The organism is Brenneria corticis, assembly GCF_003115855.1.
In the GTDB taxonomy this organism is placed as follows: domain Bacteria; phylum Pseudomonadota; class Gammaproteobacteria; order Enterobacterales; family Enterobacteriaceae; genus Brenneria; species Brenneria corticis.
Genome location: NZ_KZ819075.1, coordinates 109,430 through 124,043, shown reverse-complemented (window position 1 = coordinate 124,043; position 14,614 = coordinate 109,430). Strand labels below are relative to the sequence as shown.

10 protein-coding genes are annotated in these 14,614 nt (G+C 55.8%); 6 read left to right on the top strand and 4 right to left on the bottom strand.

The features are described 5' to 3' along the window. Window positions 1–49: 49 nt before the first annotated feature. Both DDT56_RS07225 and DDT56_RS07220 read left to right on the top strand, forming a co-directional pair. Entirely contained in the window at window positions 50–1,159 is a 1,110-nt protein-coding gene (locus DDT56_RS07225) for an S-methyl thiohydantoin desulfurase family protein (protein ID WP_136165794.1), read from the top strand. A gap of 8 nt (window positions 1,160–1,167) precedes the next feature. Further along, complete coding sequence (locus DDT56_RS07220; protein ID WP_136165793.1) at window positions 1,168–2,736, top strand: hydantoinase/oxoprolinase family protein; 1,569 nt, start codon at window positions 1,168–1,170, stop codon at window positions 2,734–2,736. Between the two features lie 45 nt (window positions 2,737–2,781). On the opposite strand, the gene pflA is transcribed toward DDT56_RS07220, so the two are convergent. From pflA to ycaO, 4 genes are all read right to left on the bottom strand, one after another. Continuing rightward, window positions 2,782–3,522, bottom strand: coding sequence for a pyruvate formate lyase 1-activating protein (gene pflA / locus DDT56_RS07215; RefSeq protein WP_136165792.1), 741 nt, complete (start codon window positions 3,520–3,522; stop codon window positions 2,782–2,784). A gap of 267 nt (window positions 3,523–3,789) precedes the next feature. Beyond that, window positions 3,790–6,075 (bottom strand): formate C-acetyltransferase, encoded by a 2,286-nt coding sequence (gene pflB, locus DDT56_RS07210; protein ID WP_136165791.1) that lies wholly within the window; start codon window positions 6,073–6,075, stop codon window positions 3,790–3,792. A 58-nt stretch (window positions 6,076–6,133) separates the two neighbouring features. Further along, window positions 6,134–6,991: a formate transporter FocA gene (focA, locus tag DDT56_RS07205; protein ID WP_136165790.1), complete on the bottom strand. Its 858-nt coding sequence runs from the start codon at window positions 6,989–6,991 to the stop codon at window positions 6,134–6,136. A gap of 463 nt (window positions 6,992–7,454) precedes the next feature. After that, complete coding sequence (gene ycaO, locus DDT56_RS07200) at window positions 7,455–9,218, bottom strand: 30S ribosomal protein S12 methylthiotransferase accessory factor YcaO (protein ID WP_136165789.1); 1,764 nt, start codon at window positions 9,216–9,218, stop codon at window positions 7,455–7,457. A gap of 247 nt (window positions 9,219–9,465) precedes the next feature. Here ycaO and serC point away from each other — a divergent pair, with 247 nt between their 5' ends. The 4 genes from serC to rpsA all read left to right on the top strand — a co-directional run bounded on the left by serC (window position 9,466) and on the right by rpsA (window position 14,609). Further along, window positions 9,466–10,551 (top strand): 3-phosphoserine/phosphohydroxythreonine transaminase, encoded by a 1,086-nt coding sequence (serC, locus tag DDT56_RS07195; RefSeq protein WP_136165788.1) that lies wholly within the window; start codon window positions 9,466–9,468, stop codon window positions 10,549–10,551. A gap of 115 nt (window positions 10,552–10,666) precedes the next feature. Continuing rightward, window positions 10,667–11,956 carry a 3-phosphoshikimate 1-carboxyvinyltransferase gene (aroA, locus tag DDT56_RS07190; RefSeq protein WP_136165787.1) on the top strand — a complete coding sequence of 430 codons (1,290 nt, stop codon included), beginning with the start codon at window positions 10,667–10,669 and terminating at the stop codon, window positions 11,954–11,956. A gap of 184 nt (window positions 11,957–12,140) precedes the next feature. After that, window positions 12,141–12,827, top strand: coding sequence for a (d)CMP kinase (gene cmk, locus DDT56_RS07185; protein WP_136165786.1), 687 nt, complete (start codon window positions 12,141–12,143; stop codon window positions 12,825–12,827). Between the two features lie 108 nt (window positions 12,828–12,935). Then, on the top strand, window positions 12,936–14,609 hold the full coding sequence (rpsA, locus tag DDT56_RS07180; RefSeq protein WP_136165785.1) for a 30S ribosomal protein S1: 1,674 nt from the start codon (window positions 12,936–12,938) through the stop codon (window positions 14,607–14,609). The last annotated feature ends 5 nt before the right edge of the window (window positions 14,610–14,614 follow it).

Genomic DNA, 14,614 nt, shown 5'->3' with positions numbered 1-14,614 from the left:
ATCCCTGGCTTATGGCAGGAGAGTTATTGACGTGGTTACAGGGTGAATAATGGTGCGTTACATTGACGCTAAAACGATTGACGATATTGCATTAGGCGCGGCGGTGCTCGGTACCGGCGGTGGCGGCGATCCTTTTGTCGGCACGTTGATGGCGAAACATGCCATGCAGCAGGCAAAGCCTATCGCCATCCTCGGTTTGGACGAAGTAAAAGACGATGAGCTGTTAGTGCCCTGTAGCATGATCGGGGCCACCACGGTCATTGTCGAGAAGATCATGTCCGCCCGCCAGATTGTGCAGGCGTTTGAAATCATGGAAAAAACGCTGGCGCGGCCGATCGCGGCGACATTTCCCATTGAGATCGGCGGCGTTAATTCCCTGATACCCTTTATCGCCGCGGCAAAAAAAAGCTTACCCGTCATTGACTGCGATGCGATGGGGCGCGCTTTCCCGGAAGCGCAGATGGTGACGTTTTTTCTCGATGGTTTACCCTCGGCGCCCAATACGCTGGCGGATGAGAAAGGCAATTCGGTGATCCTGAATCCTATCGACGGTATCTGGTCCGAGCGTTTATCCCGGGCCATCACCGAACAGATGGGGGCCGCCTGCGCCATGTGCGACTACGCGTTAAGCGGCAGGCAGCTGAAGCAGAGCGCGATTAAAGGAACCCTGACGCTGGCTGAAAATATAGGCAAAACCGTACGTCAGGCCCACCGCTCGGGAAGCAACGCGGTGCAGGCCTTACTTCCGCTATTGCATGCGCATATTATCGCCGCGGGAAAAATCATTGACGTCGACCGCCGCACCACCGGCGGCTTTGCCCGCGGTAAGGTGGTGCTTGAAGGCATCGGCGACTCGAAGGGCGAGAGGTTTACCGTGCTTTTTCAGAACGAACTATTGCTGGCTTATCGCTCCTCCGAGGCCGCCGCGCCCACCCAGGATAATCTGCTGGCCGTGGTGCCGGATTTGATTTCGATACTGGACGCTGAAACCGGGCGTCCCATCATTACCGAGCAGCTGCGATACGGGCAGCGAGTGGCGGTCATTGCCTACCCGTGTAATGAAAAGTGGCGCACGGCCAAAGGACTGGAGGTTGTCGGACCGGGTTATTTTGGCTATCCGGTACGCTATGTGCCAATCGAGCGGCTTGCGAATCGCTGAGGTCTATCATGGCTGGGAAAAAGGATTACCGCCTCGGCGTTGACGTCGGCGGCACCAATACCGACGCCGCCATTCTGGATGCGGATCTTCGGTGCGTCGCCACGGCCAAGTTCCCCACCAGCGATGATATCTGCAGCGGCATTGTACGGGTTATCGCCCGGGTACTGGAGCTGTCCGGCGTTCGGCCGCGGGACATTCGTTATGCCATGCTTGGCACCACGCAATGCACCAATGCCATCGTCGAGCGCAAAGGGCTGAGTCGGGTGGGGCTGTTAAGGCTCAGCTTACCCAGCAGCGACGGCGTTCCTCCGCTGTTTGACTGGAGCGACGAGTGGCATCAAACCCTCGGCCCGCACTTCTATCAGCTTCATGGCGGCTATGAGTTCGACGGCAAAGAAATTCATGGCGTTATTTTTGATGAGGTGATGGCCGCCTGTGAAAAAATGCGCGGCGAGGTCGACAGCGTCGCCGTTTGCGGGGTGTTCTCTCCGGTGAACGGCGCTCAGGAACAGAGAGTCGCCGACTGGATCGGCGCCGCTCTGCCGGATGTTTCGCTGTCGCTGTCCCATCGAATCGGCAATATCGGCCTGCTGGAAAGAGAAAACGCCACTATTCTCAACGCCGCGCTACAGCGCACCGCACGGCGCTTTGTCGATGGTTTTATCCAGGCGCTGTCCCATCATGGCATCAAGGCCACGCCCTTTTTCGGCCAAAACGACGGCACGCTGATGTCTGAAAGCACGGTCAAGCAGTATCCCATTCTGACGATGGCCTGCGGCCCGACCAACTCTATTCGCGGCGCCTGTCACCTGTCGGGGCTGGACAATGCCTTGATTATTGATGTCGGCGGCACCACCACGGATATCGGCGTGCTGGTGAATGGCTTTCCGCGCGAGTCGGCCATTGCGGTGGAAGTGGGGGATATCCGTACCAACTTCAGAATGCCGGATATTGTTTCCATCGGCATCGGCGGCGGCACCTGCGTGCGTCAGGACAGCGCAGGCAACGTCACCCTGGGTCCCGATAGCGTGGGCTACCGTTTGTTACAGCAGGGGCTGAGCTTTGGCGGCGACACCTTGACCTTAAGCGACGTGGCGATGCAGCTGGATGCCGGCCGCTGGCCCGCGGAGCTTACCGCGGCGCTGCCGGCCCTGGATGCGGCGCTTTGCCGGCAGGCGTACCGGAAAATGATTCAGCGGGTTGAAGACGCCGTCGACCGTATGAAATCATCCGCCGGCAACGTTGCGGCGGTCCTGGTCGGCGGGGGAAGCATCCTGCTGCCGGATACCCTGTCCGGCATCAGCCGGGTGATTCGTCCGCACAACTTTGATGCCGCCAATGCCGTCGGCGTCGCCCTGGGGCTGGTGGGGGCCCAGATCGATAAGGTGGTTAAAATGTCGGAAGACGACCGCGACCGCATAAGGTTGGAACTAGAGCGGCAAACCGTCGCGCTGGCGGAGCAGACGGGCGCGCGGCCGGGCAGCGTGGCGATTATCGATTATCAGGAGATCCCCCTGGCTTATTTGCCGGGAAACGCGGTGCAGGTGAAGATAAAAGCGGCAGGGCGGCTGGCGTAACGGCCGCCCGTCGGTATGCCGCGGCTTATGGCGCCGCCGGCGGGATCAGTAGATCACTTTATGACCGTAGCCTTCAAGAATGGACTTCACGCGATCCATGGTCTCCGCCGTCGGCGGTTTCACGCCGTCCAGCTTGTATTCCTCGCCCATGGCTATCCACTTATGCTTACCGAGTTCGTGATAGGGAAGCAGTTCGATTTTTTCGATATTCGACATGTCCTTGGTGAATTCGCCGAGCAGATGCGCGGACTTGTCGTCGTCGGACCAGCCGGGAACCACCACGTAGCGTATCCAGGTGCGCTGGTTGCGTTTGGCCAGATAGCGGGCAAAGTCGAGCGTGCGATGATTGGACACGCCGACCAGGTTCTGGTGGACGTCATCATTCATCTGTTTCAGATCGAGCATCACCAGATCGCTGACGTCCAGCAGTTCATCAATCACCGGATCGTAACGGCGCACAAATCCGTTGGTATCGAGACAGGTGTTGATGCCTTCCTGATGGCAGGCGCGGAACCAGTCGCGGACGAATTCGGCCTGTAAGATCGCTTCTCCGCCCGAGGCGGTGACGCCGCCGCCGGAAGCGTTCATAAAATGGCGATAGGTCACCACTTCCTTCATCAATTCTTCCACCGTAATTTCCTTGCCGGCGTGGGTGTCCCAGGTATCCCGATTGTGGCAGTACAGGCAGCGCATCAGACAGCCTTGAAAGAAAACGATAAAGCGAATTCCGGGACCGTCGACGGTTCCGCAGGATTCGAAAGAGTGGATGCGACCGATTACTGACATTGCGAGGTTTTCTCCAGGTTTGACCGAACAATAGCGGTCTTTATAAGCGCAGTCATAAGAAAACGGGCGGAATACCTGTCAACAATCGGTGACAGCGCACACCACCCGGCCGATGCTGCGTCGAATCTGTTTTGCCAGCCATCCACGGCGATATGGCGGGCTGGCAAAACAGGTTTACTCTCAGGTTAGCACTCGCGCCCTGGAGTGAGAAAAAGGCCCCACTTACGTGGAGCCTTCATTTTACGCTTTTTCAAACAGTCAGGGAAATCAGATCGACTGGGTGAAAGTACGGGTAATGACATCCTGCTGTTGTTCTTTGGTCAGTGAGTTGAAACGCACTGCATAGCCGGATACGCGAATGGTCAACTGCGGATATTTTTCCGGGTTTTCCATGGCGTCAAGCAGCATTTCACGGTTCATCACGTTGACGTTCAGATGCTGGCCGCCTTCAATGTTGGCCGTTTCATGGTGGAAGTAACCATCCATCAGGCCGGCAAGGTTGGCTTTACGCACGTCGTCATCTTTACCCAGCGCATTCGGAACGATGGAGAAAGTATAGGAAATACCGTCTTTCGCATAGGCGAACGGCAGTTTCGCCACCGAGGTCAGAGACGCCACGGCGCCTTTCTGATCGCGTCCGTGCATCGGGTTGGCGCCCGGTCCGAACGGCGCGCCGGCGCGGCGACCGTCAGGCGTATTACCGGTTTTCTTACCATATACCACGTTGGAGGTGATGGTCAGAACCGACTGGGTCGGCGTGGCGCCACGATAGGTATTCAGCTGCTGAATTTTCTTCATAAAGCGTTCAACCAGGTCGCAGGCCAGTTCATCGACGCGCGGGTCGTTGTTGCCGAACTGCGGGTATTCGCCTTCGATATCAAAGTCGACGGCCAGGCCGTCTTCGTCACGAATCGGTTTCACCTTGGCGTATTTGATGGCGGACAGGGAGTCGGCGGCAACCGACAGACCGGCGATACCGCAGGCCATGGTACGGTAAACGTCGCGGTCGTGCAGCGCCATCAGCGACGCTTCGTAGCTGTATTTATCATGCATGTAGTGGATGATGTTCAGCGCGGTGACGTACTGTTTGGCCAGCCAGTCCATGAAGTGATCCATACGCTCCATCACTTCGTCGAAGTCCAGGTATTCGCTCTTGATCGGAGCGGATTTCGGACCCACCTGCATCTTCATTTTTTCATCCACGCCGCCGTTGATGGCATACAGCATGGTTTTCGCCAGGTTGGCGCGGGCGCCGAAGAACTGCATTTGCTTACCAACCACCATCGGGCTGACGCAACAGGCGATGGCATAGTCATCGTTGTTGAAGTCAGGACGCATCAGGTCGTCGTTTTCATACTGCAGGGAAGAGGTATCGATGGATACTTTCGCGGCGTATTTCTTGAAGTTCAGCGGCAGTCTTTCGGACCACAGAATGGTCATGTTCGGTTCCGGCGACGGCCCCATGGTGTACAGGGTATTCAGGAAACGGAAGCTGTTTTTGGTAACCAGCGTACGTCCGTCAAGGCCCATGCCCGCCAGGGATTCGGTTGCCCAGATCGGGTCGCCGGAGAACAGTTCGTCATATTCAGGCGTACGCAGGAAACGAACCATACGCAGTTTCATCACCAGATGGTCGACCAGTTCCTGCGCTTCTTCTTCGGTGATTTTACCGGCTTGCAGATCGCGTTCGAAGTAGATATCCAGGAAGGTGGAGACGCGACCGAAGGACATCGCGGCGCCGTTCTGCGATTTGACCGCGGCCAGGTAGCCGAAGTAGGTCCACTGTACCGCTTCCTGCGCATTGGTGGCGGGAGCGGAAATATCGCAGCCGTATTTGGCGGCCATTTCCTTGATCTGGCCCAGCGCACGATGCTGTTCGGCGATTTCTTCGCGCAGACGGATGGTCGCTTCCAGATCTTCGCCGTTTTCCAGTTTGGATTGCAGAGAGGAGAACTGGGCGAACTTGTCTTTCATCAGGTAATCGATACCGTACAGCGCCACGCGGCGGTAGTCGCCGATGATGCGGCCGCGGCCGTAGGCGTCGGGCAGACCGGTCAGCACGCCTGATTTACGACAACGCAGAATGTCAGGGGTATAAACATCGAAAACGCCCTGGTTATGCGTTTTACGGTATTCGGTGAAGATTTTTTTCAGTTGCGGATCCAGCTGGCGATCGTATGCCTTGCAGGAGCTTTCAATCATCTTGATGCCGCCGAACGGAATAAGCGCGCGTTTCAGCGGAGCTTCAGTTTGCAGACCGACGATTTTTTCCTGGCTTTGATTGATGTAGCCGGCATCGTGGGAGGTGATGGTCGCCGCCACGTTGGTATCGAAATCAACCGGAGCATGGGTGCGGTTTTCCAGTTTGACGCCTTCCATGACTTTATCCCACAGCGCGGTGGTCGCTTGGGTCGCGCCGGCCAGGAACGATTCGTCACCTTCATACGGCGTGTAGTTTTTCTGAATGAAGTCACGAACGTTGACTCCATCCTGCCATTCACCTTTGTTAAAACCCTGCCATGCGCTGGCTAATTTTTCATTCAGATCGGTCATTTTACACCTACCTTTGATATGGATTTTTTTAAAACCCGACGTTGCGGCTGATTGCACCTTAGTGCTGGTCTCCGCCGCGCAAATAAATTACCCAATATGTTAAACCCACCAGTAAGCCTCCACCAATAATATTCCCTATCGTGACAGGGATCAGATTGCTTGTGATGAAATGACTAACGGTTAAATGTTCAAATTGAGAGGGCGCCATTTCTATTGCCAGCCAGAATTCGGGGGCGGCAAAATTTTTGATTACGATCCCCATCGGAACCATAAACATGTTGGCGATACTGTGTTCAAAACCGCTGGCGACAAACATGGCGACCGGTAAAATCATCGCAAACATCTTGTCCGTCAGGGTGCGGCCGGAATAACTCATCCATACGGCCAGGCATACCATCAGGTTTGCCAGAATTCCCAGGCACAATGCTTCGACGAAAGTGTGCTCAAGTTTGTGATTGGCGGTTTGCAGGACGTTGAGTCCCCATGCGCCGTTGGCGACCGTATGCTCGCCGGCAAACCAAATCAGCGCCACAAAGAGCAGGGCGCCAAACAGGTTGCCTATATAGACATTGACCCAATTACAGGCTAGTTGTTTCCAGGTGATACGTCCACTGGCCTTGGCGATGACCGTCAGCACGGTGGAGGTAAATAAATCCGCGCCGCAAACCACCACCAGCATGAGTCCCAGCGAGAAACAGATACCGCCGATCAGCTTGGCGATACCAAAGGGGATCGTCGCTGTGCCGGTGGTGGAGGTAATATAAAAGACAAATGCAATCGAGATAAAGACACCCGCGGTGATCGCCAGATAAAACGTGGTCCACGGATGTTTTGTTGCTTTATAGACACCGGCATCTTCGGCGACTTTCGCCATCGCGGCCGGTAATAGTAGAGTAAAGGGGTTGTCAGCTTTCACACTAACTCTCTCTTAAAATTTATCAGCGTCGAGATACTAGCAAAGCAGTATAAAGCAAAATTTGACGTGGATCATATTGCGCGAAACTAGTACCCGTACAGACCGGTGAAAACCCCCTTATTTATGCGTCATCTAATTGATTTTTATATGGAAAAAATATTTTAAACTTTACAAAAAGATTTGAATTTACCGGCCTTTACCGCCCGAACAGGCGTTAATAATTATCATGCTTTGTATAATTTAAGGGCGGTATTTATGATGTAATTTAATTTAAAATTCACTAATTCGTAACAATTCGCTTTTAACCCGGTCGCGTTAAAGGGAATATGGCTTTTCGAACAACGGCACCCCTGAGGATTTAAGGGGTACCGCCGTGTTTATGTCGAAAAACGGACTCTCGCCACTTTATGCCGGCAGGGGCGCGCCGCCGATATATTACTCTATCACTGCGCCGCCGCCGGCATCAATTGGCTTGCCGGTAACGTTTTTTCGCCCGTTGCAGTTTCTCATACGCCGCCAGCAGCGAGCGATGCGCCGGTAAGGCGGCGAAGGCGTCGTCAATGGCGAACAGCCCGTAGAAACTCTGTTCGCCGGCGATGGCAGCGCCGGCCGCTTCCACGGTTTCTGGTCCGTACATGCTGACGAAAGCGTCGTAATAGTCGGCGGGGTCGCGTTGCGGCTCCAGCGCCAGCTGCAACAGCGTTTGCAGGCAGCGATAGTAATTGGCGCGCGGCGCGGGGAAGACCGAACCGTTGAAATCCTGCGTCCATTCCGCCCAGATTAAGGCCTGTTCCAGATCGCCGCCAGCCAATGCCAGCATCGATTTCAACTCGCCGATACGCAACGTGAACCAGGCGTTATCCTTACCCGTGGCGATACCCAGCAGTTCGCGTACCCGGGTGAAGTCGTCAAAGCCTTCATCGTCCAACTGCTGCAACAGGGCGAGATAATCCGCTTTTTCCCAGCGGCTGTCCGGCAACGCCAGCAGCGTATCGCGCAGATGCGCGCCCATGGCGTTATTGGCCAGCAGCAGATCGTCGGCGGGATAAATATCCGACATGCCGGGAACCAGAATGCGGCAGGCGTAAACCGACAGATGCTGGTAGTCCGCGATATACACGTCTTTATCCTCCCGCTGGAAAATCGCCATCAGCGTGGCGAATTCCTCTTCCGTGGTGCCGCTGAAACTCCAGTCGACAAACGGGTAGTCGGCCTGATTCTTAAACATATCCCAGGAGATCAGACCGCTGGAGTCGATAAAATGGGTCTCCAGATTGGCGTGCTCGGCGACTTCGTCGACGTCAAACGTCGGTGGGGTGAAAACGTCCAAATCTTTCAGCCCGCGCCCTTGCAGCAGCTCGGTCACCGTTCGCTCCAGCGCCACGCCAAAATCGGGATGCGCGCCAAATGAGGCGAAACAGGTGCCGTTCGCCGGATTAAACAGCACCACGCAGATAACCGGATATTGACCGCCGAGGGAGGCGTCGTAGGCGAAGATCGGGAAGCCCTCTTTTTCCAGCGTGGCAATGGCTTCAACCACGCCCGGATAGCGGTTTAACGCCTGCTGGGGGATGGCCGGCAGGCTGATTGACTGCGCGATAATACGGTTTTTAATACTGCGTTCAAACACTTCGGATAGCCCCTGCACGCGGGCCTCGCTGGCGGTATTGCCCGCGGACATGCCGTTGGATACGTACAGGTTGCCGATGATGTTCATCGGAATGTAGACCCTTTGCAGATCGCGCTGGCGGATAAACGGCAGCGCGCAGATCCCCCGCTCGGCATTGCCGGACTGCAGGTCGATCAGATCGCTGGCGCCGAGCGTCCGCTCAGGATCGTAGAACTCGCGCAGGCGCGCATCCAGAATGCCCTCCGGCAGGGTATTATCCGGCGCAATGGCGAACCATTTTTCATCGGGATAATGCACGAATTCGCTCTGGGCAACGGTTTTGCCGAGGTAAAAATCGGCAAAAAAATAGTTTGTCGACAGGCGTTCGAAATATTCGCCCAGCGCCGAAGCCAGCGCGGCTTTCTTGCTGGCGCCTTTACCATTGGTGAAGCAGAGCGGACAATCACGATCGCGAATGTGCACCGACCAGACGTGAGGCACCGGATTCAGCCATGAGGCCTCTTCGATGTCGAACCCCAGATCCTGGAGCTGTTGCTGAAAACGGGCGATGGAGTCTTCCAGGGCGGCGTCTTTGCCTGGGATAAAGGTTTGGGTCATGGTTTTACTTATGCAGGTGAGATCGGGACGGGCATGATACGGGCTTTTGGCGGCGGACTCTATTTATTCTTAACAGCTCGATAACATGGGATGCGGACACCGCCGCCGAGACGGCGTTTTGGGCGGCAACGCGCAATAAGCATTGCAGCCACGGTTGACGAGTGATAAAACCGATGGCAGGTAAAACAGTGTGTTTTGAACCATTGTGATAAAATAATCGTTATTTTTTAAGATGTGGTGAGGGGAAATGACTCAGGTTTTTAATTTTAGCGCCGGTCCAGCCATGCTGCCGGTCGAGGTATTACGCCGTGCCGAACAGGAATTATGCAACTGGCATGGCCTGGGTACATCGGTAATGGAGATCAGCCATCGCAGTAAAGAATTTATGCAGGTTGCGGCTGAATCCGAGCAGGATCTGCGCGATTTACTGAAAATCCCTTCCAACTATAAAGTGCTTTTCTGCCACGGCGGCGCCCGGGCGCAGTTCGCGGCGGTGCCGCTCAATCTGCTGGGCGAACAAACGCAGGCCGACTATATCGACGGCGGCTATTGGGCGCACAGCGCGGTTAAAGAAGCGGAAAAATACTGTGCTCCGAACGTGGTGGATGTGAAAACGCGCGTGGACGGCCTGCGCAGCGTGAAGCCGATGAGCGAGTGGGCGCTGTCCGACGAGTCCGCTTTCGTGCACTACTGCCCGAATGAAACCATTGACGGGCTTGCCATCGAAGAGACCCCCGATTTCGGTGACAAAATCGTGGTGGCCGACTTTTCTTCCAGTATTTTATCCCGTCCTATCGACGTCAGCCGCTATGGCGTGATCTATGCCGGCGCGCAGAAAAACATCGGCCCGGCCGGGCTGACGCTGGTTATTGTGCGCGATGATTTGCTGGGTAAGGCGCGTCGCGAACTGCCCTCCATTCTCGATTACAAGATTCTGGCCGACAACGACTCGATGTTTAACACTCCGCCGACCTTTGCCTGGTATCTTTCCGGCATGGTGTTCAAATGGCTGAAAGAGCAGGGCGGTCTGCTGGAAATGGAAAAACGCAACCAGGATAAAGCCGACTGGCTTTACGGGGCGATTGATAACAGCGATTTTTACAGCAACGACGTGGCCGCGGCTAACCGTTCCCGCATGAACGTGCCTTTCCTGTTGGCGAATGCCGAACTGGACAAGGTTTTTCTGGAAGAAGCTCAGGCCGCCGGTCTCCACGCGCTGAAAGGACACCGCGCCGTGGGCGGTATGCGCGCCTCCATCTATAACGCGATGCCGCTGGCGGGCGTCAAGGCGCTGACGGAATTTATGGCGGATTTTGAGCGCCGCCACGGGTAATGACAAGGCGTACCGCGTCATTCATGCCCGCCGCGCATGAATGACGGGTTTGACGATCTGAAAACCCCGGCGCTTGCCGGGGTTTCTGTGTTCACGTTTGGAGAATAAGTTTCACATGCAGGAATCCCTGACCCTACCGCCGGTTAAATTGATTAACGGCACCATTAACCTCCCCGGATCAAAAAGCGTCTCGAACCGGGCGCTCCTGTTGGCGGCCTTGTCCGCCGGCACGACGCGGTTGACTAACCTGCTGGACAGCGATGACGTTCGCCATATGCTTAATGCGCTACAGGCGCTGGGGGTGAGTTATCAGCTCTCTTCCAGCCGCACCCAGTGCGAAATCGTTGGGGTAGGCGGCGCGCTGCGGGCGCGGAAACCGCTTGAACTGTTCCTGGGAAATGCGGGAACCGCCATGCGCCCGCTGGCCGCGGCGCTATGTTTGACCGACGGCGACATCGTTCTGACGGGGGAGCCGCGGATGAAAGAGCGTCCCATCGGTCATCTGGTTGACTCCCTGCGTCAGGGCGGCGCGCAGGTGGATTACCTGAAGCAGGAAAACTACCCGCCCTTGCGTTTGCACGGCGGGTTTCAGGGGGGCGACATCAGCGTTGACGGCAGCGTATCCAGCCAGTTTCTGACCGCGCTGCTGATGGCGGCGCCTTTGGCGGCGCAGGATACCCGTATCCGCATTCAGGGCGATCTGGTTTCCAAACCCTATATCGATATCACCTTGAACATGATGAAAACCTTCGGGATCGAGGTGCGTAACGAAAATTATCAGCGGTTTTACGTCTCAGGCGGTCAGCAATACCGCTCTCCGGGGGATTACCTGGTGGAAGGCGATGCGTCGTCGGCGTCTTATTTCCTGGCGGCGGGAGCCATCAGGGGAGGCACGGTGCGGGTTACCGGCGTCGGGCGCGCCAGCGTGCAGGGCGATATCCGCTTCGCCGACGTATTGGAGAAAATGGGGGCGACAATCCGCTGGGGCGATGACTACATCGAATGCCAGCGCGGCGAACTCCGGGCGATAGATATGGACATGAACCATATTCCCGATGCCGCCATGACCATCGCCACCGCCGCGCTGTTCGCCACCGGCGGAACCACCACGCTGCGCAATATTTATAACTGGCGGGTAAAAGAGACCGATCGCCTGGCCGCCATGGCGATTGAGCTGCGTAAGGTCGGCGCGCAGGTGGAGGAGGGCGAGGATTATATTCGCATCACGCCCCCGGCAAAGCTGAAAGCCGCAGAAATCGAAACCTATAACGATCATCGCATGGCGATGTGCTTTTCCCTGGTGGCGCTGTCGGATACGCCGGTCACCATTCTCGACCCGAAATGCACCGCCAAAACCTTCCCTGACTATTTCGACCAGCTGGCGCGCTTAAGCGAACGGGCATAACGGCTTCGCGGGTAAGGCAGAGTGTGAACCCTGCCTGACCCATCGGCAAAAGCGCCGGCCCGCTATCAGGCGCCGTCTTATTTTTCCCGTCGATATAACCTTTCTCGCCATTGATGCGTATAATGAAGCACCGTAATGTCTAAAAACGACATCAACGGGATTTCCCAGTGTAAAGGAGAGAAAGATGGCGGTGACTGCACCGGTCATTACGGTTGACGGACCGAGTGGCGCAGGCAAAGGTACGTTGTGCAAAGCGCTGGCAGAAGCTTTACAGTGGAACCTGCTGGATTCGGGGGCGATTTATCGCGTTCTGGCGCTGGCGGCCCTACATCATCAGGTGGATATCCATTCAGAAGAAGCGCTGGTTCCTCTGGCCTCTCATCTGGATGTGCGTTTTATCTCTGAAGACGGGCAGCTAAAGGTGGTTTTGGAAGGCGAGGACGTCAGTAACGAGATCCGCGCTGAAGAGGTCGGCAATACGGCGTCGCAGGCCGCGGCCTTCCCCCGGGTGCGCGAAGCATTATTGCGCCGCCAGCGCGCGTTTCGCGAAGCGCCGGGGCTGATCGCCGACGGCCGCGATATGGGAACCGTGGTGTTTCCCGATGCGCCGGTGAAGATTTTCCTTGATGCCAGCGCGGAGGAACGCGCCCAGCGACGTATGCTACAGTTGCAGGCGAAGGGCTTTAGTGTTAACTTTGAACGTCTTTTATCCGAGATAAGGGAGCGCGACGATCGCGACCGTAATCGGCCCGTTGCGCCGCTGGTGCCGGCAGCAGATGCGCTGGTGCTGGATTCAACGGCGATGACGATTGACGAAGTGATTGCGCGAGCGCTGGCCTATGCCCGTGAAATTCTGGCCAGGCACGCTTAAAAATGAATTTTTACCTCGCTGTAAGGATGCACAGCGGGGCATGTTAAACAACCCCATCGAGCAGGATGCCGGATGGACGTTAAATTGAAGACTCCTAAGATTATCAACATGACTGAATCTTTTGCTCAACTCTTTGAAGAATCCCTGAAAGAAATCGAAACCCGTCCCGGTTCCATCGTGCGCGGCGTTGTGGTTGCTATTGATAAAGACGTAGTACTGGTTGACGCCGGTCTGAAATCTGAATCCGCCATTCCGGTAGAGCAATTCAAAAACGCGCAGGGCGAACTGGAAATCCAGGTTGGCGATGAAGTAGACGTAGCGCTGGATGCCGTAGAAGACGGCTTCGGTGAAACGCTGCTGTCTCGTGAGAAAGCCAAACGTCATGAAGCATGGCTGACGCTGGAAAAAGCTTACGAAGAAGCGGCGACCGTTACCGGCGTTATCAACGGTAAAGTGAAGGGTGGTTTCACCGTTGAGCTGAACGGCATTCGCGCGTTCCTGCCGGGTTCGCTGGTAGACGTGCGTCCGGTACGCGACACGCTGCATCTGGAAGGCAAAGAGCTTGAGTTCAAAGTTATCAAGCTGGATCAGAAACGCAACAACGTTGTGGTTTCCCGCCGTGCGGTTATCGAATCCGAAAACAGCGCCGAACGCGATCAACTGCTGGAAAACCTGCAGGAAGGCATGGAAGTCAAAGGTATCGTCAAGAACCTTACCGACTACGGTGCGTTCGTTGATCTGGGCGGCGTCGACGGCCTGCTGCATATCACCGATATGGCTTGGAAACGCGTTAAACATCCGAGCGAAATCGTCAATGTGGGCGACGAAATCACCGTTAAGGTGCTGAAATTCGACCGCGAGCGTACGCGCGTTTCCCTGGGCCTGAAACAGCTGGGCGAAGATCCGTGGGTTGCTATCGCGAAACGTTATCCGGAAAGCACCCGCCTGACCGGCCGCGTAACCAATCTGACCGACTACGGCTGCTTCGTTGAAATCGAAGAGGGCGTTGAAGGTCTGGTTCACGTTTCCGAAATGGATTGGACCAACAAAAATATCCATCCGTCCAAAGTGGTCAACGTTGGCGACGTAGTGGAAGTGATGGTTCTGGATATCGACGAAGAACGTCGCCGTATCTCCCTGGGTCTGAAACAGTGCAAAGCCAATCCGTGGCAGCAGTTTGCTGAAACCCACAACAAGGGCGACCGCGTTGAAGGCAAGATCAAATCCATCACTGATTTCGGTATCTTCATCGGTCTGGACGGCGGCATCGACGGTCTGGTTCACCTGTCCGACATCTCCTGGAACGTGGCCGGCGAAGAAGCCGTGCGCGAATACAAGAAAGGCGATGAAATCGCCGCCGTTGTATTGCAGGTTGACGCCGAGCGTGAACGTATCTCCCTGGGCGTGAAACAGCTGGCGGAAGACCCGTTCAATAACTACCTGTCTCTGAACAAGAAAGGTGCTATTGTTACTGGTAAAGTCACTGCGGTTGACGCCAAAGGTGCTACAGTTGAATTAGCGGACGGCGTGGAAGGTTACCTGCGCGCTTCTGAAGCTTCTCGCGATCGCATTGAAGACGCCACGCTGGTATTGAACGTTGGCGACAGCGTTGAAGCCAAGTACACCGGCGTCGATCGTAAAAACCGCGTTGTCAGCCTGTCCGTTCGAGCCAAGGACGAAGCCGACGAGAAAGATGCTATCGCTACTGTTAACAACAAACAGGAAGAAAGCAACTTCTCCAGCGCCATGGCTGAAGCGTTCAAAGCAGCGAAAGGCGAGTAATCGGG

Bases quoted from the DNA above. Each gene is read 5' to 3' on its own strand.
- pflB (WP_136165791.1), bottom strand. From the start codon at position 6,075: ATGACCGATCTGAATGAAAAATTAGCCAGCGCATGGCAGGGTTTTAAC.
- DDT56_RS07225 (WP_136165794.1), top strand. From the start codon at position 50: ATGGTGCGTTACATTGACGCTAAAACGATTGACGATATTGCATTAGGC.
- aroA (WP_136165787.1), top strand. From the start codon at position 10,667: ATGCAGGAATCCCTGACCCTACCGCCGGTTAAATTGATTAACGGCACC.
- pflA (WP_136165792.1), bottom strand. From the start codon at position 3,522: ATGTCAGTAATCGGTCGCATCCACTCTTTCGAATCCTGCGGAACCGTC.
- rpsA (WP_136165785.1), top strand. From the start codon at position 12,936: ATGACTGAATCTTTTGCTCAACTCTTTGAAGAATCCCTGAAAGAAATC.
- DDT56_RS07220 (WP_136165793.1), top strand. From the start codon at position 1,168: ATGGCTGGGAAAAAGGATTACCGCCTCGGCGTTGACGTCGGCGGCACC.
- ycaO (WP_136165789.1), bottom strand. From the start codon at position 9,218: ATGACCCAAACCTTTATCCCAGGCAAAGACGCCGCCCTGGAAGACTCC.
- serC (WP_136165788.1), top strand. From the start codon at position 9,466: ATGACTCAGGTTTTTAATTTTAGCGCCGGTCCAGCCATGCTGCCGGTC.
- cmk (WP_136165786.1), top strand. From the start codon at position 12,141: ATGGCGGTGACTGCACCGGTCATTACGGTTGACGGACCGAGTGGCGCA.